The sequence below is a fragment of the Ancylobacter sp. TS-1 genome (genome assembly GCF_009223885.1).
Lineage (GTDB): Bacteria > Pseudomonadota > Alphaproteobacteria > Rhizobiales > Xanthobacteraceae > Ancylobacter.
Genome location: NZ_CP045144.1, coordinates 2,236,119 through 2,256,276, shown reverse-complemented (window position 1 = coordinate 2,256,276; position 20,158 = coordinate 2,236,119). Strand labels below are relative to the sequence as shown.

Annotated in this window: 14 protein-coding genes; 7 read left to right on the top strand and 7 right to left on the bottom strand. The window is 68.9% G+C overall.

All coding sequences use genetic code 11. The features are described 5' to 3' along the window. Positions 1-7: 7 nt before the first annotated feature. Positions 8-2,224, bottom strand: coding sequence for a primosomal protein N' (locus GBB76_RS10610; protein ID WP_152303272.1), 2,217 nt, complete (start codon positions 2,222-2,224; stop codon positions 8-10). Between the two features lie 120 nt (positions 2,225-2,344). On the opposite strand from GBB76_RS10610, the gene GBB76_RS10605 reads away from it, so the two are divergent. From GBB76_RS10605 to GBB76_RS18940, 3 genes are all read left to right on the top strand, one after another. After that, positions 2,345-3,346, top strand: a complete 1,002-nt coding sequence (locus GBB76_RS10605) for a tyrosine recombinase XerC (protein ID WP_152303271.1) — start codon at positions 2,345-2,347, stop codon at positions 3,344-3,346. Between the two features lie 30 nt (positions 3,347-3,376). Further along, positions 3,377-3,811: a VOC family protein gene (locus GBB76_RS10600; protein ID WP_152303270.1), complete on the top strand. Its 435-nt coding sequence runs from the start codon at positions 3,377-3,379 to the stop codon at positions 3,809-3,811. A gap of 114 nt (positions 3,812-3,925) precedes the next feature. Further along, on the top strand, positions 3,926-4,054 hold the full coding sequence (locus GBB76_RS18940) for a hypothetical protein (RefSeq protein ID WP_256366624.1): 129 nt from the start codon (positions 3,926-3,928) through the stop codon (positions 4,052-4,054). 194 nt (positions 4,055-4,248) lie between these two features. Here the strand turns inward: GBB76_RS18940 and lpdA are convergent, their stop codons facing one another. Further along, positions 4,249-5,649 (bottom strand): dihydrolipoyl dehydrogenase, encoded by a 1,401-nt coding sequence (gene lpdA, locus GBB76_RS10595; RefSeq protein ID WP_152303269.1) that lies wholly within the window; start codon positions 5,647-5,649, stop codon positions 4,249-4,251. A gap of 290 nt (positions 5,650-5,939) precedes the next feature. Between lpdA and GBB76_RS10590 the strand changes: the two genes are divergently transcribed. Next, positions 5,940-7,607, top strand: a complete 1,668-nt coding sequence (locus GBB76_RS10590; RefSeq protein WP_152303268.1) for an L-lactate permease — start codon at positions 5,940-5,942, stop codon at positions 7,605-7,607. Positions 7,608-7,712: 105 nt separating this feature from the next. Here GBB76_RS10590 and odhB read toward each other — a convergent pair whose 3' ends face one another. From odhB to zapE, 5 genes are all read right to left on the bottom strand, one after another. Next, a complete protein-coding gene (gene odhB / locus GBB76_RS10585; RefSeq protein ID WP_152303267.1) occupies positions 7,713-8,954 on the bottom strand; it encodes a 2-oxoglutarate dehydrogenase complex dihydrolipoyllysine-residue succinyltransferase in 1,242 nt (413 codons plus the stop codon). Between the two features lie 62 nt (positions 8,955-9,016). Continuing rightward, a complete protein-coding gene (locus GBB76_RS10580) occupies positions 9,017-11,998 on the bottom strand; it encodes a 2-oxoglutarate dehydrogenase E1 component (protein WP_152303266.1) in 2,982 nt (993 codons plus the stop codon). Positions 11,999-12,306: 308 nt separating this feature from the next. Then, positions 12,307-13,272 (bottom strand): malate dehydrogenase, encoded by a 966-nt coding sequence (gene mdh / locus GBB76_RS10575; protein ID WP_152303265.1) that lies wholly within the window; start codon positions 13,270-13,272, stop codon positions 12,307-12,309. 158 nt (positions 13,273-13,430) lie between these two features. Next, a complete protein-coding gene (locus GBB76_RS10570; protein ID WP_152303264.1) occupies positions 13,431-14,147 on the bottom strand; it encodes a DUF1003 domain-containing protein in 717 nt (238 codons plus the stop codon). Between the two features lie 85 nt (positions 14,148-14,232). Continuing rightward, positions 14,233-15,453 (bottom strand): cell division protein ZapE, encoded by a 1,221-nt coding sequence (gene zapE, locus GBB76_RS10565; protein WP_152303263.1) that lies wholly within the window; start codon positions 15,451-15,453, stop codon positions 14,233-14,235. A gap of 304 nt (positions 15,454-15,757) precedes the next feature. On the opposite strand from zapE, the gene GBB76_RS10560 reads away from it, so the two are divergent. From GBB76_RS10560 to GBB76_RS10550, 3 genes are all read left to right on the top strand, one after another. Beyond that, positions 15,758-16,633 carry a trypsin-like peptidase domain-containing protein gene (locus GBB76_RS10560; protein ID WP_152303262.1) on the top strand — a complete coding sequence of 292 codons (876 nt, stop codon included), beginning with the start codon at positions 15,758-15,760 and terminating at the stop codon, positions 16,631-16,633. Between the two features lie 193 nt (positions 16,634-16,826). Continuing rightward, positions 16,827-17,483, top strand: coding sequence for a GNAT family N-acetyltransferase (locus tag GBB76_RS10555; RefSeq protein ID WP_152303261.1), 657 nt, complete (start codon positions 16,827-16,829; stop codon positions 17,481-17,483). 82 nt (positions 17,484-17,565) lie between these two features. Beyond that, on the top strand, positions 17,566-20,154 hold the full coding sequence (locus GBB76_RS10550) for a DUF3772 domain-containing protein (protein ID WP_246668889.1): 2,589 nt from the start codon (positions 17,566-17,568) through the stop codon (positions 20,152-20,154). Positions 20,155-20,158: the final 4 nt, after the last annotated feature.

Here is a 20,158-nt window from a genome sequence, read left to right as displayed (position 1 = left end):
AGCCGGACTAGAGAAAGCTCTGCGGGTCGATGTCGATCTCGACCCGCAGGCTGCCGGTCGCGCGCGGCGCGCCGGCCATCCAGCCGCGCACATAGGACGACAGGTCGAAGCCGCGCTCCGAGCGGGCCAGCAGCCGGTAGCGGTGGCGGCCACGGATCAGCGCCAGCGGCGCCTCGGCCGGGCCGAGCACGCGCACCGCCTCGGTCATCGGCGAGCAGGCGGCGAGCGCGCGGGCATGCGCCTGCGCCGCATGGGCATCCGTGCCGGAGACGACGAGCGCGGCGAAGCGGCCGAAGGGCGGCAGGTGCGCCTCCTCGCGTATGGCGATCTCGCGGTCGTAGAAGGCGTCGCGGTCGCCGGCCACCAGCGCCTGCATCACCGGATGCTCGGGCATGTAGGTTTGCAGGAAGGCGCGGCCTTCCGCCTCGTGGCGCCCGGCGCGGCCGGCGACCTGATGCAGGAGCTGGAAGGTGCGCTCGGCGGCGCGCGGGTCGCCATGGCCGAGCCCGACATCGGCGTCGATCACCCCGACCAGCGCCAGGCCCGGGAAATTGTGGCCCTTGGCGACGAGTTGGGTGCCGACGATCACGTCGACCTCGCCATCCTCGATGGCCTTCAGCTCGGCGCGCAGCCGCTCCACCCCGCCGGCAAGGTCGCTGGAGAGAACCTGAAGCCGGGCCGTCGGCATCAGCTTCGCCACCTCCTCGTGCAGCCGCTCGACGCCCGGCCCGCAGGGGATCAGCGAATGCGGCTCGTGGCAGTGCGGGCAGGCTTCCGGCACCGGCGTCGCGAAGCCGCACTGGTGGCATTCGAGCCGGCGGCGGAAGCGGTGCTCCACCAGCCAGCTCGAACAGGACGGGCAGCGTATGCGGTGGCCGCAGGCGCGGCACAGGGTCAGCGGGGCGTAGCCGCGCCGGTTGAGGAACAGCAGCGCCTGCCCGCCCGCCTCGATGGTGCGCTCCATCTCCTGCGCGAGGCGCGGGGCGATCCACTGGCCGCGCGGCGGGCCTTCCCGGCGCAGGTCGATGGGCTCCAGCCGGGGAACCTTGGTGCCGGCGAAGCGCTCGGGCAGGGCGAGGCGCGTGTAGCGCCCGCGCCTTGCGTTCACCTCGGTCTCCAGCGACGGGGTGGCCGAGACGAGGGCGATGGCCGCGCCCTCCAGCCGCGCCCGCACCACCGCCATGTCGCGGGCGTGGTAGTGGACGCCGTCCTCCTGCTTGTAGGCGCCGTCATGCTCCTCGTCGACGATGACGAGGCCGAGGTCGCGGAAGGGCAGGAACAGCGCCGAGCGCGCGCCCGCCACCACGCTCACCTCGCCCGAGGCGACGCCCCGGAAGATGCGCCCGCGCCGTTTGGTCGATACCGCCGAGTGCCATTCGGCCGGGCGCACGCCGAAGCGGCGGGCGAAGCGGTCGAGAAATGCCTGGGTGAGGGCGATTTCCGGCATCAGGATCAGCGTCTGCCGCCCCTGCCGGATCGCCTGTGCCACCGCCTCGAAATAGGCTTCCGTCTTGCCGGAGCCGGTCACGCCGTCGATGAGGAAGGGCCGGAAGGCGCGCGCCTCCACCGCCTCCACCAGCCGGGCGGCGACCTCGGCCTGCGCCGGGAGAAGCGTCGGCGCGGCATGGTCCGGGTCCGGCGTCTCGGCCGCCGGCTCGGGCGGCAGCACCACCGTCTCCAGCACGCCGTCGTCGATGAGGCCGTCCACGACGGAGGGCGAGACGGCGGCCTCGCGCGCGGCCTCGGCCTTGGCGCGGACGAAGCCGTCGGTGAGCGCCTCGATGACGCGCCGCCGCGCCGGCGTCGACCGTTCCGGCCGGTGATCGGTGAGCCGCACGCCGGTGCGCTCGCGGGCGATGCCGGCGCTCTCGTCATGGCGCAAGGCGAGGCGCAGCACCATGCCGGGCGGCGTCACCGTGTAGTCGGCGATCCACTCGATGAAGGCGATCATCTCCGGGCGCAGCGGGGCGACGTCGTAGCGGCGCTGGATCGCTTTCAGTTTGGCGGGGTCGACCGGCTTGGGATTCTCCGCGCGCGGCCAGACGCAGCCGAGCATGTTGCGGGTGCCGAGCGGCACCACCACGATGTCGCCGACCGCCACCTGCATGCCCTCCGGCACGCGATAGGAATAGGCCGAGCCGACCGCGACGGGCAGCAGCACGTCGACGACGCTCTCGCGCGGCGGAAACAGGGAGATGGAATCGCTGGCATCGGGGCTCGGCATGGGGCCTTCATAGCGTATCGCGGCGAGCGCCGGCATAGCGTCGTCCCGGCTGTCATCCGTCCGGGATGACGAATCTTAACCGCCAGCGGACACTATGGCCGCCGGTTCGGAGGACAGCCCATGGCGAGCACCGATGCACAGAAGGCGGAGCGGGCCGAGCGGGGCCTGCTCGCCGGGGCGACGCCGGAGATGGGCGCGGCGCTGGCCGGCTGGCTCGCCCGCCTCGGCCATGAGCGCCGGCTTTCGCCGAAGACCCGCGAGGCCTATGCCCGCGACGTCTCCACCTTTCTCGGCTTGCTGGCGCAGCATCTGGGGCGCCGGCCCGGCCTCGACGATCTCGCCGGCCTCAATCCGCGCGACGTGCGCGCGGTGATCGCGGCGCGGCGGGCGGAAGGCCCGGAAGGCATCGCGCCGCGCACGCAGATGCGCTTCCTCGCCGCTGCGCGCTCCTTCGCCCGCCATCTGGAGCGCGAGGGGCTGGGCAAGGTCGGCGCGCTGGCGGCGGTGCGGGCTCCCCGCATCGCCCGCACCCTGCCGCGCCCGCTGGCCCCGGCCGATGCGCGCGCGCTCGCCGACCCCGCCACGCGGGCGGGGGAGGAGCGCGAGCCGTGGGTGCTGGCGCGCGACGCGGCGGTGCTGGCGCTGCTCTACGGCTCGGGGCTGCGCATTTCCGAGGCGCTGGGGCTGATGCGGCGCGACATGCCCGAGCCGGGGCGCGGCGACCAGATCCTCGTCCACGGCAAGGGCGGCAAGACCCGCATGGTGCCGGTGCTGCGGCCGGTTCTGGAGATGATCGACGCCTATGCCCGCGCCTGCCCCTACGATCTTGAGCCGACCGCCCCGCTGTTTCGCGGCGCCAAAGGCGGGCCGCTCTCGCCGCGCATCGTTCAGCTCGCGGTGGAGCGCATGCGCGGCGCCCTCGGCCTGCCCGACAGCGCCACCCCGCACGCGCTGCGCCATTCCTTCGCGACGCATCTGCTCGGGCGCGGCGGCGACCTGCGCTCGATCCAGGAACTTCTCGGCCACGCCTCGCTTTCCACCACGCAGATCTACGCGGCGGTGGATTCGGCGACGCTGATGGCGGCGTGGAAGGCCGCCCATCCGCGCGCGCGGCAGGACTAGTCGCAACAAGCGCGGGACAGGGAGAACGCGATGACGCCGATCCAGCCGATGATCGAGCACATGTCGATCGGCGTGTCCGACTATGAGCGTTCACTCGCCTTCTACGCCGCCGTTCTGGCGCCGCTCGGCTTCGTGCGGGTGTCCTCGCATGCGGAGGCCGAGGGCGAATCCGCCTGCTGGGGGCCGGAAGGCGAGCTACCCTCGCCGGAGGGCACGCCGGGCGCGGCGCCGTTCTGGATCCAGCACCGGGCCGAGCGCATCGTGCCGGTGCCCGGCTTCCATCTGTGCTTCATGGCCCCCACCCGGCGGGCGGTGGAGGCGTTCCACGCGGCGGGGCTGGAGGCCGGCGGGCGCGACGGCGGGCCGCCGGGGCTGCGCCCGCATTATGGCGAGGGTTACTATGCCGCCTTCCTGTTCGATCCCGATGGCTGGAAGATCGAGGCCGTGACCTACACGGATGCGTGAGATGCCCGCTATTGAGGCGCCCGGCGGCATTCCGGTGCCGGCGCCGGCCTTTTCATCAGCGCGGGGCCGGGTGAGACTTTCCCCATCGGCAACAACTCCACAGGAGACCGTTCGATGAAACGTCTCGTGACCGCTCTGTGCGCCCTTGCCTTCACCACCGCCGTCGCCGGCACCGCCTTCGCCGAATGCTCGGCGGGGCACGCCGCGGCCAAGCCCGCGCAGACCGACAGCAAGGGCTCCTGAGCCCGCTTCGCCAGGTTCCGACCCCTGAAAATGTCGACGGCCCGGAGGTGACTCCGGGCCGTTTTGTGTTTGTCCGAGAAGCCGTCATCCCGGCCGGAGCCCGCAAGGGCGGAGAGCCGGGATCGTGCGACATTCTCTGAACGCGATCCCGGATCGCGCCGGCGGCGCGTCCGGGATGACGGGGGAGGTGCCCCTCACATGTGGATGGCGCGCTTCTCCACCGCCATCGCGGCTTCCTTCACCGCTTCCGAACGGGTCGGGTGCGCGTGGCAGGTGCGGGCGAGATCCTCGGAGGAGCCGCCGAACTCCATCAGCACCGCCGCCTCGTGGATCAGTTCGCCGGCCTCGGCGCCGACGATGTGGACGCCGAGCACGCGGTCGGTCGCCTCGTCCGCCAGTACCTTCACGAAGCCCTCGGTCTCGTCATTCGCCTTGGCGCGGCCATTGGCGAGGAAGGGGAACTTGCCGACCTTGTAGGCGATGCCGGCCTGCTTCAGCTCTTCCTCGGTCTTGCCGACCGAGGCGACTTCCGGCGAGGTGTAGACCACCGCCGGAATGACGTCGTAGTTCACATGGCCGGCCTGCCCGGCCAGCAGTTCGGCGAGCGCGACGCCCTCGTCCTCGGCCTTGTGGGCCAGCATCGGGCCGGCGATGGCGTCGCCGATGGCGAAGATGCCGGGCACGTTGGTGCGGTAGAAATGGTCGGTGACGACGCGGCCGCGCTTGTCGGTCTCGACGCCGAGCGCCTCGAGGCCGAGGCCCTGCGTGTAGGGCACGCGGCCGATGGCGACGAGCACCACGTCGGCGTCCAGCACCTGCGCCTCGCCGCCGGCGGCGGGCTCGACCGAGACCTTGGCGACCTTGCCCTTGGTGTCGACGCCCGTCACCTTCGAGCCGAGCTTGAAGACGATGCCCTGCTTTTCGAGGATGCGCTGGAAGGACTTCGCCACGTCGAGGTCCATGCCGGGCAGGATGCGGTCGAGGAACTCGACCACCGTCACCTGCGCGCCGAGGCGGCGCCACACGCTGCCAAGCTCCAGCCCGATGACGCCGGCGCCGACCACGACCAGCTTGCCCGGCACCTTGTCCAGCGCGATGGCGCCGGTCGAGGAGACGATGCGGGTCTCGTCGATCTCGACGCCCGGCAGCTTCGCCACGTCCGAGCCGGTGGCGATGACGATGGCGGTGGCCTCGATGGTCTGCTTGCCGCCGTCCTCGGCGGTCACCTCGACCTTGCCGGGGGCGGTGATGGCGGCGACGCCGCGATAGGGCGTGATCTTGTTCTTCTTGATGAGGAAGTCGACGCCCTTGGTGTTGCCCTCGACGGCCTTGTCCTTGAAGCCGAGGAACGCCGCATGGTCGAGCCTGGGCGCGTCGACGACGATGCCGAGCTTGGCGAAGTTGTGCGCCGCCTCCTCGAACAGGTGGGAGGCGTGCAGCAGCGCCTTGGAGGGGATGCAGCCGATGTTGAGGCAGGTGCCGCCGAAGGTGGCACGCTTCTCGACCACCGCGACCTTCAGGCCGAGCTGGGCCGCGCGGATGGCGCACACATAGCCGCCGGGGCCGGTGCCAATGACGATCAGGTCGTAGGACATGCTCATCTTCTCGTGGGGATTGTTTGCCTACCGGGAATGCCTGCCCGGAGCTTGCCGCGGGAAAGTACAGGCGGTGGAGTCTCTTGGTGGAGTCTCTGTGGACGCGCGGGGAAACTACATGCCGCCTGCCCGGAAGTCACGTGCGCTCAGGGCGCATCAGGCTCACGCTTTTGGCGGGGGTTGACCTTGCGTAATATAGTTATACGACTTTAGTCTTAATTGCAACTTTATTGCGTTCAGGCACCTTAGTAGAACAACAATAATGATATTACCTAGGGGAAGGTTACGCTATGTGGAGCCAAGTATATAATCCATTGAATAGCATGGTATTGTCGACGATTGCAGCGGCGATACCTGTCGTGTTGCTTCTCGTTATGATCGCCTCGGGAAAGATAAAGGCGCATCTGGCGGCGATAACAGCGCTTGTCGTTGCTATCCTGATCTCGGTCGTCGTGTTCACAATGCCTGCGGGGCTGGCGATCCGCGCCTCGATCCTCGGTGTCGTCACCGGCCTGTTCCCGATCGGCTGGATCGTCCTCAACGTCATATTCCTCTACCGCCTGACCGTGGCGACGGGGCGGTTCAAGATTCTCGAACAGGCCATTGGCGGCGTGACGCCGGACCGGCGCCTGCAACTCCTGCTGATCGCCTTTTCCTTCGGCGCCTTCTTCGAGGGCGCGTCGGGCTTCGGCACCCCGGTCGCGGTCACGGGCGCCATCCTGATCGGCCTCGGCTTCTCGCCGCTGGCCGCCTCCGGCCTGTCGCTCATCGCCAACACCGCCCCCGTCGCCTACGGCGCCCTGGGCACCCCGATCGTCGGTCTCGCCAGCGTTACCGGGCTCGATCCCTATCTGCTCGGCGCCATGGTCGGGCGGCAATTGCCGTTCTTCTCGCTGATCGTGCCGTTCTGGGTGGTGTGGGCCTTCGCCGGATGGCGCGGAATGCTCGCCGTGTGGCCGGCGATCCTGGTCTGCGCGCTCTCCTTCGCCATCCCGCAATTCGTGATCTCGAACTTCATCAATCCGTGGATCGTCGACATCGGCGCCTCGCTGATCTCGATGGCGGCGCTGATCCTGTTCCTGCGGGTGTGGCAGCCCAAGAAGCTCTGGCTGTCGCCGGCGCTGCGCTCCAAGGACGAGTCGATGGGCACGCTGCCGCCGCCCTCGACCGAGCCGGCGGTCAAGCCCTCCCGCCGCGAGGTGTGGAGCGCCCTGCTGCCCTGGATGATCGTCTGCGTGCTGCTGCTGGTCTGGGGCTCGGGCTGGTTCAAGAACCTCGTCAACCCGATCTTCACGTGGAACTACACGGTCGAGGGCCTGCACAAGATGGTGCAGAAGGTGCCGCCCGTGGTGGCGCAGCCCGCTACCGAAAGTGCGATCTTCTCCTTTACCTATCTGTCCTACACCGGCACGGCGATGCTGATCGCGGCGCTCATCTACGGCGCGGTGATCCGGTTCTCGCCGTGGCGGCTGATCCAGGAATATGGCCGCACCATCTGGCTGCTGCGCGCCTCGCTTGCCACCATCTCGGCGATGCTGGCCATCGGCACGCTGACCCGGTTTTCCGGCCTCGACGCCACGCTCGGCCTCGCCTTCGCGGCGACCGGCGTGCTCTACCCGTTCTTCGGCACGCTGCTGGGCTGGCTCGGCGTGGCGCTGACCGGATCGGACACCGCCTCCAATGTGCTGTTCGGCGGGTTGCAGAAGATCACCTCCGAGCAGCTTGGCCTCTCGCCGATCCTGATGGGCGCGGCCAACTCGTCCGGCGGCGTGATGGGCAAGATGATCGACGCGCAGTCCATCGTCGTCGCCTCGACCGCGACCGGCTGGTACGGCCATGAGGGCACGATCCTGCGCTTCGTGTTCTGGCATTCGATCGTGCTGGCCTGCCTCGTCGGCTGCCTCGTCATGCTGCAGGCCTATGTGCATCCCTTCACGCTGATGGTCATCCATCCCTGAGGGCGTGAAAAGAAAAGCCCCCGCGACCGGCCGGTCGCGGGGGCTTTTGGTGTCGTCATCATCCCGGATCGGCCTGCGGCCGTCCGGGACGACGGAACCTTCAGATCAGAGGTCGAGCACGAGGCGGGTCGGGTCTTCCAGCGCTTCCTTGACGCGCACGAGGAAGGTCACGGCGCCCTTGCCGTCGACGATGCGGTGGTCGTAGCTCAGCGCCAGATACATCATCGGACGCACCACGACCTGCCCCTTCACCACGACCGGACGCTCCTCGATGCGGTGCATGCCGAGAATGCCGGACTGCGGCGCGTTGAGGATCGGGGTCGACATCAGCGAGCCGTAGATGCCGCCATTGGTGATGGTGAAGGTACCGCCCTGAAGATCCTCGATACCGAGCTTGCCGTCGCGCGCCTTGCGGCCGAGACCGGCAATGGTCTTCTCGATGCCGGCGATGGAGAGCTCGTCGGCGTCGCGCACCACCGGGACCACGAGGCCCTTGTCGGTGCCGACGGCGATGCCGATGTGGTAGTAGTTCTTGTAGACGAGATCGGTGCCGTCGATCTCGGCGTTGACCTCGGGCACGTCCTTGAGGGCCTGGATCACCGCCTTGGTGAAGAAGCCCATGAAGCCGAGCTTCACGCCGTGCTTCTTCTCGAACACATCCTTGTACTGCGCGCGCAGGCTCATCACCGCGCTCATGTCCACGTCGTTGAACGTGGTCAGCATCGCGGCGCTGTTCTGCGCGTCCTTCAGGCGCCGGGCGATGGTCTGGCGCAGCTTGGTCATCTTCACGCGCTCTTCGCGCGAGGCGTCGTCGGCGCTCGAGGGCGCCCGGGCGGCGACCGGGGCCGGAGCGGCGGCGGGAGCCGGAGCGCCGGTGGCGATGGCGGCCAGCATGTCGCCCTTGGTCACACGGCCATCCTTGCCGGAGCCGGCGAGCAGGGCGGGATTGATGCCGCTCTCGGAGGCGAGCTTGGCGACGGCCGGGCCGTTGGTACCGGCCGGGGCTTCCGTCCTGGCCGGAGCCGCGGCGGCGCCAGCGGGCGCTGCGGCCGGGGTCGGGGCGGGAGCCGGAGCAGGGGCCGCGGCGGGAGCGGCCTTGGCGCCGGCGGCGCCTTCGCCGATCGAGCCGAGCAGGGCGCCGACGCCGACCGTCTCGCCATCCTTGGCGACGATCTCGGAGAGCACGCCGGCCGCCGGCGCGGGCACCTCGATCGTGACCTTGTCGGTCTCCAGCTCGACGATGGGCTCATCGGCGGCGACGGCGTCGCCCGCCTTCTTGAACCACTTGCCGATGGTTGCCTCGGTGACCGATTCGCCCAGCGTCGGAACGCGGATCTCGGTGGCCATGCTCGTCTTTCCTCACCGTTTGCCGGCCCAAGGCGGCCGGTGCTCCTTCGTCTCGTGAATGCTCAGCCCAGCGCGTCCTGAAGGAAGGACTTGAGCTGGGCGAGATGCTTGGACATCAGGCCCGTCGCCGTGGCGGCGGAGGCCGGGCGGCCGGTGTAGCGCGGCCGCGCCGAGGCCGAGCCCGCCTGCTCCAGCACCCATTCCAGATAGGGCTGGACAAAGGCCCAGCCGCCCTGGTTCTTGGGCTCTTCCTGGCACCAGACGATCTCCGCCTGCTTGAAGCGCACGAGCTCCTGCACCAGCGTCTTGAGCGGGAACGGGAAAAGCTGCTCGACGCGCATGATGTAGATGTCGTCGATGCCGCGCCGCTCGCGCTCTTCGTAGAGGTCGTAATAGACCTTGCCCGAGCACAGTACCACGCGCCGGATCTGGTCGTCGGCCTTCAGCTTGACGGCCTCGGCCGGCAGGCCGGCGGCGAAGCTGCGGTCGGCATCGTCCCACAGCACCCGGTGGAAGGTGGTCTGCGGGCCGAACTCGGCCAGCGTCGAGACGGCGCGCTTGTGGCGCAGCAGGCTCTTCGGCGTCATCAGGATCAGCGGCTTGCGGAAGTCGCGCTTGAGCTGGCGGCGCAGGGCGTGGAAGTAGTTCGCCGGCGTCGTCAGGTTGGCGACCTGCATGTTGTCCTCGGCGCACATCTGCAGGAAGCGTTCGAGGCGGGCCGAGGAATGTTCCGGACCCTGGCCCTCATAGCCGTGCGGCAGCAGGCAGACGAGGCCCGACATGCGCAGCCACTTGCGCTCGCCCGACGACAGGAACTGGTCGAAGATCACCTGCGCGCCGTTGGCGAAGTCGCCGAACTGGGCTTCCCACAGGGTCAGCGCGTTCGGCTCGGAGAGCGAGTAGCCGTATTCGAAGCCGAGCACCGCCTCTTCCGAGAGCATCGAGTTGATGACCTCGTAATGGGCCTGGCCCTCGCGCACATGGTTGAACGGCGTGTGGCGGTCCTCGTTCTCCTGGTCGATCAGCACCGAATGGCGCTGGGAGAAGGTGCCGCGCTCGCAGTCCTGGCCGGACAGGCGGACCGGATGGCCCTCGAGCTGGAGCGTGGTGAAGGCGAGCGCCTCCGCCGTCGACCAGTCGATGCCGGTGCCGTCCTCAAGGATCGCCTTGCGGCGCGAATCGAGGAAACGCTGGATGGTGCGGTGAAGGTGGAAGCCCTCTGGCACCGAGGTGATGCGCTGGCCGATCTCGCGCAGGGTGTCGAACTCGACGCCGGTATTGCCGCGGCGCGGGTCGTCGGCGTCCGCGGCGGCCTTGAGGCCCGCCCAGCGGCCGTCCAGCCAGTCGGCCTTGTTCGGCTTGTAGGCCTGGCCGGCATCGTACTCGCCGTCGAGGCGCGCGCGCCATTCGGCGCGCATGCGGTCGAGCTCGCCGGGGTCGATGACGCCTTCGGCCTCCAGCTTGCGGCCGTAAATCTCCAGCGTCGTCGGGTGCTGCTTGATGAGCTTGTACATCAAGGGCTGGGTGAAGGCCGGCTCGTCGCCCTCATTGTGGCCGTAGCGGCGGTAGCAGAACATGTCCACCACCACCGGCTTGCGGAAGCGCTGGCGGAATTCGGTGGCGATCTTGGCCGCGAAGGTCACGGCTTCCGGGTCGTCGCCGTTCACGTGGAAGATCGGCGCCTCGATGGTCTTGGCGACGTCCGACGGGTAGGGCGAGGAGCGCGAGAAGCGCGGATAGGTGGTGAAGCCGATCTGGTTGTTGATGATGAAGTGGATCGAGCCGCCGGTGCGGTGACCCTTCAGCCCGGAGAGCCCGAGGCACTCGGCCACCACGCCCTGGCCGGCGAAGGCGGCATCACCGTGCAGCAGCAGCGGCAGCACCTGGGTGCGCTCGGTGTCGCCGAGCAGATCCTGCTTGGCGCGCGACTTGCCGAGGACGACCGGGTCGACGATTTCCAGATGCGACGGGTTGGCGGTGAGCGACAGGTGGACCTGGTTGCCGTCGAACTCGCGGTCCGAGGAGGCGCCGAGGTGGTACTTCACGTCGCCGGAGCCCTCGACCTCGTCGGGCGCCCAGGAGCCACCCTTGAACTCGTGGAACAGCGCGCGGTGCGGCTTGCCCATCACCTGCGTCAGCACGTTCAGCCGGCCGCGATGGGCCATGCCGAACACGATCTCCTTCACGCCGAGATTGCCGCCGCGCTTGATGATCTGCTCGAGGGCGGGGATCAGGCTCTCGCCGCCGTCGAGGCCGAAGCGCTTGGTGCCGGTGTACCGGACATCGAGGAACTTCTCGAAGCCCTCGGCCTCCACCAGCTTGTTGAGGATGGCGCGCTTGCCCTCGCGGGTGAAGGTGATCTCCTTGTCGGGACCCTCGATGCGCTCCTGAATCCACGCCTTCTCCTCAGGCGAGGAGATGTGCATGAACTCGACGCCCAGCGTCTCGCAATAGGTGCGCTGGAGGATGGCGACCATCTGCCGGACGGTGGCGAATTCCAGGCCCAGCACGTGGTCGATGAAGATCGGCCGGTCGAGATCGGCCTCGCGGAAGCCGTAGGAGGCGGGGTCGAGCTCGGGCGCGGCGCGCACCGGCTCCAGACCCAGCGGGTCGAGCTTGGCGTGGAGATGGCCGCGCATGCGGTAGGCGCGGATCATCATCAGCGCCTTGACCGAGTCGCGGGTGGCCTGCTGCACGTCGGCGGAGGTCAGCTCCACGCCGGCCTTCTGCGCCTTCTCGGCCGCCTTGGCCTTGAGCTTGTCGGCGACCGCCTTCTCGACCTCGATCCAGTGGCCGTCGAGCGCCGAGACCAGCTCGCCATTGGCGTGGATCGGCCAGCCCGGCTGCTTCCACGAGGCGCCGCGCGCGCTCTTCTCCACGTCGGCCGGTGCGTCCCTCAGGCCGGCGAAGAAGGCCTGCCACTCGGCATCGACGGAGGCCGGGTCCGCCTCGTAGCGGGCGTACAGATCCTCGATCCAGGCCGCATTGGCGCCGTAGAGGAAGGAAGTGTTGAGGAAGGTCTCGTTCAAGTCCGCGCGCGACATCGTCGGCTCCTGGAGGACCGGTCGGGTCCGTTGGCGTGCTTTCTTGCCGAAGATCGCCGGCGGGCGTGGCCCGAGGCTGCCTTGCGGCGCTCCGAAGGACGGAGCGAAAGTCGGTAGGCGTCTATATAGGTCCCGTATTCACGTCAGGAATGCCGCAGGAATGCGGCACTGCGATGCGAAAACGCAACGCCTGGCAGGCAAGCAATATCGGCACCATTCGCCGGGTGCGCCAGCGGCGGGATACCCCCGCCGCCGCCGTCCGGCCCCGGCCGGGATCACGTCCTCGCGACCCCGCCCGCACGACCTGCCTAGCTGGCGAGGACGGGCGCGATCTTCTGGCACTCGGCCACCAGTTCGCGCACCGAGGCGACCGACTTGTGGAGCATGGCCTGCTCGGCGCCGTCGAGCGCGATCTCGACCACCTTCTCCACGCCGCCGGCGCCGATGACCACCGGCACGCCGAGATAGAGGTCGTTCAGGCCGTACTGGCCGGAAAGGAAGGCGGCCGCCGGCAGCAGGCGCTTCTTGTCGCGCAGATAAGAGGTCGCCATCTCGATCGCCGAGGCGGCCGGAGCGTAGAAGGCCGAGCCGGTCTTGAGCAGGTTGACGATCTCGCCGCCGCCCTTGCGGGTGCGCTCGACGATGGCGTCGACCTTCTCCTGCGAGGTCCAGCCCATCTTCACGAGGTCCGGCAGCGGGATGCCGGCGACGCCGGAATAGCGCACCAGCGGCACCATGTCGTCGCCATGGCCGCCCAGCACGAAGGCGGTGACGTCCTCGACCGAGACGTTGAACTCGTCGGCGAGGAAGTAGCGGAAGCGGGCCGAGTCGAGCACGCCGGCCATGCCGACGACCTTGTGGGTCGGCAGGCCGGAGGCCTTCTGCAGCGCCCACACCATGGCGTCGAGCGGGTTGGTGATGCAGATGACGAAGGCGTCGGGCGCGAACTGGGCGATGCCGGCGCCGACCTGCTGCATGACCTTGAGGTTGATGTCGAGAAGGTCGGAGCGGCTCATGCCGGGCTTGCGCGGCACGCCGGCGGTGACGATCACGACGTCGGCGCCCTCGATGGCGTCATAGCCGTTGGTGCCGACCAGCTTGGCGTCGAAGCCCAGCACGGGGGCAGCTTCGGCGATGTCGAGGCTCTTGCCCTGAGGAATGCCTTCCGCCACGTCGAAAAGGACGACGTCGCCGAGTTCCTTGAGTCCAGCGAGAAGGGCGAGAGTACCGCCGATCTGGCCGGCCCCGATCAGTGCAATCTTTGCTCGAGCCATGAGATTTCCTGACTTTCCGAGGGGAGGGTGCGGCGGTCCGCCGCGCGGGTTTCCGATAGACCTTATCGCTGCATGGTTCAAGCGACGAAGCCAAAGAGCCCATTTGCCCCCGGCTACGACTTTCGGTCATGCGTTATGGTATACGAAATACGGGATACCTACCGGCGCCGCTGTACGAGATCTTCCATAAGCTCGATCTGTATCGCCTGTATTTCGGCGAGCCGTTCCCATTGCCGCGTGAGCATGTGGTCGATCTTCTCGTGCAGGTGCCGAATCTCGAGTTCTGCCTTCAGATTGATCCGGTAGTCGTTCTCCGAACGCAGCCGGTCCTTCGCCTCCTGACGTTTCTGACTCATCATGATGACGGGGGCTTGAAGGGCGGCGATGCAGGACAGGACGAGGTTCAGCAGGATGAAGGGGAAGGGGTCGAACGCGCCCATCAGCCCGGCCACGTTCAGCGCCATCCAGATGGTGATGAACACCATGAAGGAGATGATGAAGGTCCAGCTGCCGCCGAAGGAGGCGATCAGGTCGGCGGCGCGCTCGCCGAAGGTGCGCTCGCTGCGGATGGTCTCCTCGACATTCTCGGTGAGGATGTCATTGGCCGCGAGGCTGTCAATGACGTCGTGGTCGAGCTGGCTGAGGTCGCCGCGCTCGGCCTGAAGGGTCGCGGCGAGGAAGGCGGCGCGCTCCTTGGCCAGCGCCGGGCGGGAGATAAAGGCGTCCGGCGCGATCCCTGGATGCAGCGCGCGGATGTGGTCGGCGAGGGAGGGGCGGATCATGTCGAGCCGGATGCCGTCGCGCGCGGAGATGACATGCCCGCTCAGCGCGCAGACATGGGGCGGCGCGTCGTTCCTGCGATGGTGCGCGCTCATGACGGATCGTCCATCGGGAAGAACTCCTGAGGAAACTCTTGCCGTCGGGATGTGAGCCCTGCCGGGAGCCGATCAAGCCCCGCGATCAGGTTTCGACGAGGCCGGTCGTGTTGCCGCTGGCCTGCGAGTCGCCACGGCCGTGCGGACGGGCAATATAGTCGTCCGAGCGCATCTCATGCAGGCGGGAGACGGTGCGCGCCCATTCGAACGCCTCGGCGCCCTCGGTACCGAGATAGAGCTTCTCCGGCTCGGCCTGTGCCGAGGCGACGAGCTTCACGCCCTTCTCGTAGAGTTCGTCGATCAGCGTGATGAAGCGCTTGGCCTCGTTGCGCCGGTCCTGGTCGAGGGTCGGAACGTGGTCGATGACTAGCGTGTGGTAGGCGCGGGCGAGGCGCAGATAGTCCGAGGCGCCGAGCGGCACGCCGCACAGGTCGTGGAAGGTGAAGCGCGCCGCGCCGCCGCCCGCGCGCGGCACCTGGAGGACGCGCCCGCCGGCGGCGATGCTCGCCGGGACGCCCCCGTCCGTGCCGGCCAGCCGATGCCAGATCTTGTCCATCTCGCGGTCGACGTCGGGCATGGTCTCGTGGGCGGCCGGCACGTACCAGCTGCGCGCGCCGCCGAGCTTTTCCATGCGGTAGTCGGTGGGCGATTCGATCCGCACCACTTCCATGTGCTTCTCGATCATGCCGATGAAGGGCAGGAACAGCGCGCGGTTGAGGCCGCCCTCATAGAGGTCCTGCGGCGCCACGTTGGAGGTGGCGACGATGACGACGCCGAGGTCGAACAGCTTCTCGAACAGCCGGCCGAGGATCATCGCGTCGGCGATGTCGGTCACGTGGAACTCGTCGAAGCACAGCAGCCAGGCTTCCTCGTAGAGCGCGGCGGCGACGAGGGCGATGGGGTCGCCGTCCTTGATGCGGCCCTGCTTCATGTCGCTGCGCACCTGGAAGATGCGGGCGTGCACGTCGGCCATGAATTCGTGGAAATGGGCGCGGCGCTTGCGCTTGCGCACCGACACGCTCTCGTAGAACAAGTCGACCAGCATGGTCTTGCCGCGCCCGACCGAGCCGTGAATGTAGAGGCCGCGCACCTTCGGGATGGCGTCCTCGCGCTTGGCGAACAGCCAGCCGAGCGCCGAGGTCTTGCGGGCGAGGCGGCGCGAGGCGATGCGCTGTTCGAGGCGGGCGAGGGCGGCGACCACCTTGGCCTGGCCGGGATCGGGCACGATGTCGCCGACCGCCATACGTGCGACATAGCGTGCCGCCAGCACCGAACCGCCAGCTTCCGCCGTCACCATGTCCGTCATATCGGGCCACCCCCGCTATATTGCAGCGCACGCTTAGCCCCAGCGAGGCGCGGCAGCAAGCCGGCAAGGGTGGATGGCGCCGCTGCGGAAGGCAGGGCCGGCCGCCTGTCATAGTGCCGGCGGGGCTCCGGCGCGGCTTTTGCGGCATGGCGGGGCGGTTCCGGTCCACGGGATTGTGCTTCGCGCATGACAGGTCTGCGGGAACCGAAGACGTCGCCCCGGCGTTGCTTCGCCTCGCGCCTTGACGCCGTCACGGTTGTCCACGCAATGTTCCCGCTCTTTCACCAGCCGAGGCGGGCAGCGTATGCGGTCGTGGTGCGTTCTCAAGATCGGCCGTGCCGTATCGGCGCTGTCACTCGCCTTTCTCGCCTTCTGCACTCTCGCTGTTCCGGCTTCCGCGCAGGAGAGCAAGAACGTCGCGGTGCGCGGACTTCCGCCGTCGGCGGTGATGATCGACGAGGACAACCGCCTCTCCCGCGCCGATTTCGCCCGCGCCAGCGGCCTGCCGCTCGCCACCGTCGCCGCCCGCTTCGGCGCGACCGGGCTGGTGCGCTGCGGTTCGGCGGTCGGGACCGGCCAGCTCGTCGGCGCCAACAATGTCCTGGTGACGGCCGCCCATGTGCTGTTCGCCCCCGGCGGCCAGCCGCGCGGCGAGGGCGCCGGCTGCACCTTCCAGATCGAGGCCGGTGGACGGCGCCAGGTGGTGCCGATCGACGTCGATGGCGTCGTGTGCGGCGCGCGCGAGCCCTATGCCGAGCCGGCGGTGAAGGACTGGGCGGTGGTGCCGCTCGCCGGCGCGGTCGTCGGCGCCACGCCCTACAAGCTGGCGAAGCCCATGCCGGTGCCCTCCGACATCGTTCTGGCGGCGGCGCGCTCCGGCGGCGTGGAGTCCTTCTCGCTGCAGAGATGTCGCGCCCGGCAGGTGACGGCGGCGACGCCGAGCGGCCTGCGCGAAGTGGCCGTCGACTGCGATGCCGAGGGTGGCGTCTCGGGCGCGGCGCTGTTGACGCCCGGCGGCGCCTTTCTCGGCGTCTATGTCGGCTTTCGCTCCGCCCATCCGGGCGCGGCCGGCCCCTTTTCCATGAGCCATTACAATTTCGGCGTCACCGCCGAAGGATCTCTGCGGCAGGCGATCGCCGAGGTGGTCGGCCGCAACCGCTCGGCGAGCGTGGGTCCCTGACGACCGACGCCCGCTCCAGCACCGCCGCCCGCGGACGGGCATGCATTGGCCGGAGGGCGATTGAGGCGTAGGCTTGGCATCGGCTCGCATCCGTCGCATGCGAGCCATGCAGTCGCAGGAGTTGTGTTGTTGTGCGGTGCGCATAGTTATGCTGCGCCGCAATAATCACGGCGGTTCAGATCAGGCCTGTGCCATGACAACGTCCGCGAAAGCCATAGCCACGGAGGGGAGCGCCGCTCCCGCCACCACGCCGCACCCCCATGCGGGCGAGCGGCTGGAAGGGCATATCCGCAAGCTGTTGCCGGCCGAGCGTCATCTCATTCTCGAACATTTCCTGCGCCTCGATCCGCTGAGCCGCTTCATGCGCTTCGGCGGGGTCGTCTCCGACAATGCGCTGGCGCGCCATGCGACGCGGGTGGTTTCCAGCGAGGTGAGCGCGCTCGGCTATTTCGTCGAGGGCGAGCTGCGCGCGGTGGCGGAACTGCATCCGCTGGCGCGGCGGCCCGGCAAGACGGTCTCCGCCGAGGCGGCCTTCAGCGTGGAGCGGCCCTGGCAGGGCAAGGGTGTGGGCTCGGCGCTGATGCGTCATCTCGTGCTGCTGGCGCAGAACCGCGACATCGAGGAGCTTCAGGTCGTGTTCCTGCCGAATAACGGGCCGATGAAGAACCTCGCCGTGCACAGTGCCGCCGAGCTGAAGCTCGACGACGAGGAGATGGTCGGCCGCATGCGCGCTCCGCCGGCCACGCCCTTCTCGCAGGCCCGCGAGTTCCTGGGCGACGTCTTCGCCGTGTTCTCCTCCGCCTTCGACATGCAGGAGCGGCTGCTGCCGCCGAATCTGCGCGGCAACTGACGCCCGCCAACGCAGCGGACGCCTTGACTTGGCCTTTATCGGGCACGAGACAGGGAGGGCGTTTGGCTCGAATCCGCCCTTCATGATGATCTTCAGTTCTCTCGTCACCGATACGGCCATCGGCGAACGTCCCGGCGTGTTCGGCGGGCGCCGAGGAGCGGGCATGCACGGCCGCAGAACGGCAGGCCTCGGCCGGATGCTGCTTGCGGCATTTGGCGTCCTGCTTCTCGCGCTGGCGATGGCCGGAGCCGCGCGCGCCCAGATTGCGGCGCAGATTCCGCCCGAACAGCTTCAGGTCCAGGAAAGGCTGGAGGGCCAGCGCGCCATCGTCGACAGCGTCGAGGCCGGGCTCGGCCGCGAGGCGCTGCGCTCGACCGATCTCGACGAACTGCGCAGCCGCCTCGATCCGGTGCGCAGCGACCTCACCACCGCCATCACCACGCTGGAGCCCCTGCTCGCTAATCTCAATCATCGCGTGAAGGAGATCGGCGCCAAGCCGGGAGCCGATTCCCCGCCGGAAGATGCCTCGATCACCTCCGAGCGCGACGTGCTGACCGCCCGGGCGAGCGAACTCGATGCGGTGCTGAAGCAGGCCAAGCTGCTGAAGGTGCGCGCCGACCAGCTCGCCGACCGCATCACCGGCCGCCGCCGCGCCCTGTTCACCGATACGCTGCTGGCGCGCTCCTACAGCGCGCTGGATCCCGCGCTCTGGATCTCCGCCGCCACCGCCGTGCCGATCGAGTTACGCGGCGTCAGCTACCTGCTGAGCGACTGGGCGGCCTATGCCAATGCCCGCATGTCGGTCTGGGGGCAGGCGGGCGTGGCCTTCGGGGCGCTGCTGGTCATCGCGCTGGTCGTCTTCGTCCAGAACATGTTCGCCCGGCCGCTGAGGCGTGCCGAGTTCGGGGCGAACGGCGAGCCGCTGCCCCGGCTCAAGGCCTGCCTGCTTTCGGCCCTCGATGCCCTGCTGCGCATGGCGGCGGCCCCGCTGGCGGCGTTCGCGGTGCTGGCACTGTTCAACGCCTTCGACCTCGTGCCCGAGCGGGTGAACGAGGTGGCGCAGGGCGTGCTGCTGGGAATCGTGGTCGTCGCCGTCGGCCGCGGGCTGCTGGCCGGCGCTCTGGCGCCCGGCGAGCCGCAGCGCCGCGTGGTGCCGCTCTCCGAGGAGATGGCGCGGCTGATCTACGGCAATGCGGCGACGGGGCTGTGGATTCTCGGCGCGGCGGCGGTGCTGAACGGGCTGCACCGGGCGCTGGTCGTGCCGGTGCCCCTGACGGTCGCCACCAGCGCGGCGATGTCGATCGCGCTGGTGCTGGTCGCGACCCGCAGCATGCGCGCGCTCACCGCGCTGTCCGCCGACGGCGACGAGGCCGAGGCGGGCACTGGCTCGGCCGCCGCCCGGCCCGGCGCCGATGGCAAGGGCGACAAGGACGACGGCAGGGACGATGGCGCCGGGCCCTCGTCGAGCGCGCTGCAGTGGATCAAGCTGCCGTTCTGGATACTGAACTCCGCCACCGTGGCGGCTCTGGTCGCCGGCTATGTGAGCTTCGCCTCCTTCCTGTCGTCGCGGGCGCTGGTCGCGGTGGTGATGGCGGGCACGCTCTATCTCGTGCTCGCGCTGATCAACGCGCTGTTCATCGACGCCATCGCCACCGGGCCGCGGGCGCGCAACGTGGCCAAGACGCTCGGCGTGCGCCCGGCGAGCCTCGAACTGCTGTCAGTCCTCGTCGCCGGCCTGCTGAAGGCGGTGGCCATCATCCTGATCGTGGTGGTGGTGGTCGGCACCTTCGGTACCTCGACGGCGGACCTGCGCGATCTGGTGAGCCGCATCACCTTCGGCATCACCATCGGCAGCTCCACCATCGCGATCGGCGACGTGCTGAGCGCGGTGCTGTTCCTGGTGCTCGGCATCGTGGTGGCGCGCGCGGTGCAGCGCTGGTTCGCGGTGGCGATCCTGCCGAAGACGGCCTTCGATCAGGGCCTGCAGAACTCCATCGCCACCATCATCGGCTATATCGGCTCGATCGCCGTGATCGCGATGGCGATGGGCCAGCTCGGCCTCAATCTCGAGAACATCGCCCTTGTCGCCGGTGCCCTCTCGGTCGGTATCGGTTTCGGCCTGCAATCCATCGTCTCGAACTTCGTCTCGGGGCTGATCCTGCTGGCGGAACGCCCGATCCGGGTGGGCGACACCATCTCGGTGAAGGGCGAGGAAGGCTATGTGCGGCGCATCAGCGTGCGCGCGACCGAGATCGAGACTTTCGACCGCGCGGCGGTGCTGATCCCCAATTCCGACCTCATCACCGGCATGGTGAAAAACTTCACCCACGCCAACACGACAGGGCGCGTCATCGTGGCGGTGAACGTCGCCTATGACGCCGACGCCGACGAGGTGCGCGACATCCTCATCGGCTGCGCCTGCGACCACCCGCAGGTGCTGCGCAGCCCGCCGCCGCGCGTGTTCCTGATCGGCTTCGGCGACAGCTATCTGAAATTCGAGCTGCGCTGCGTGGTCGCCAATGTCGACTATGCGCTGACCGTGAAGAGCGACCTGCATTTCGCGGTGCTCGACCGGATGAAGGCGGCGAAGATCGGCATTCCCTACACGCCGTGGAACATCTATCGCGGCGGCACGATCGGCGAACCCGCCGCCGGCGGCGACGATGCCTGAGCCT

Bases quoted from the DNA above. Each gene is read 5' to 3' on its own strand.
- GBB76_RS10610 (WP_152303272.1), bottom strand. From the start codon at position 2,224: ATGCCGAGCCCCGATGCCAGCGATTCCATCTCCCTGTTTCCGCCGCGC.
- GBB76_RS10605 (WP_152303271.1), top strand. From the start codon at position 2,345: ATGGCGAGCACCGATGCACAGAAGGCGGAGCGGGCCGAGCGGGGCCTG.
- GBB76_RS10600 (WP_152303270.1), top strand. From the start codon at position 3,377: ATGACGCCGATCCAGCCGATGATCGAGCACATGTCGATCGGCGTGTCC.
- GBB76_RS18940 (WP_256366624.1), top strand. From the start codon at position 3,926: ATGAAACGTCTCGTGACCGCTCTGTGCGCCCTTGCCTTCACCACCGCC.
- lpdA (WP_152303269.1), bottom strand. From the start codon at position 5,649: ATGTCCTACGACCTGATCGTCATTGGCACCGGCCCCGGCGGCTATGTG.
- GBB76_RS10590 (WP_152303268.1), top strand. From the start codon at position 5,940: ATGTGGAGCCAAGTATATAATCCATTGAATAGCATGGTATTGTCGACG.
- odhB (WP_152303267.1), bottom strand. From the start codon at position 8,954: ATGGCCACCGAGATCCGCGTTCCGACGCTGGGCGAATCGGTCACCGAG.
- GBB76_RS10580 (WP_152303266.1), bottom strand. From the start codon at position 11,998: ATGTCGCGCGCGGACTTGAACGAGACCTTCCTCAACACTTCCTTCCTC.
- mdh (WP_152303265.1), bottom strand. From the start codon at position 13,272: ATGGCTCGAGCAAAGATTGCACTGATCGGGGCCGGCCAGATCGGCGGT.
- GBB76_RS10570 (WP_152303264.1), bottom strand. From the start codon at position 14,147: ATGAGCGCGCACCATCGCAGGAACGACGCGCCGCCCCATGTCTGCGCG.
- zapE (WP_152303263.1), bottom strand. From the start codon at position 15,453: ATGACGGACATGGTGACGGCGGAAGCTGGCGGTTCGGTGCTGGCGGCA.
- GBB76_RS10560 (WP_152303262.1), top strand. From the start codon at position 15,758: ATGCGGTCGTGGTGCGTTCTCAAGATCGGCCGTGCCGTATCGGCGCTG.
- GBB76_RS10555 (WP_152303261.1), top strand. From the start codon at position 16,827: ATGACAACGTCCGCGAAAGCCATAGCCACGGAGGGGAGCGCCGCTCCC.
- GBB76_RS10550 (WP_246668889.1), top strand. From the start codon at position 17,566: ATGATGATCTTCAGTTCTCTCGTCACCGATACGGCCATCGGCGAACGT.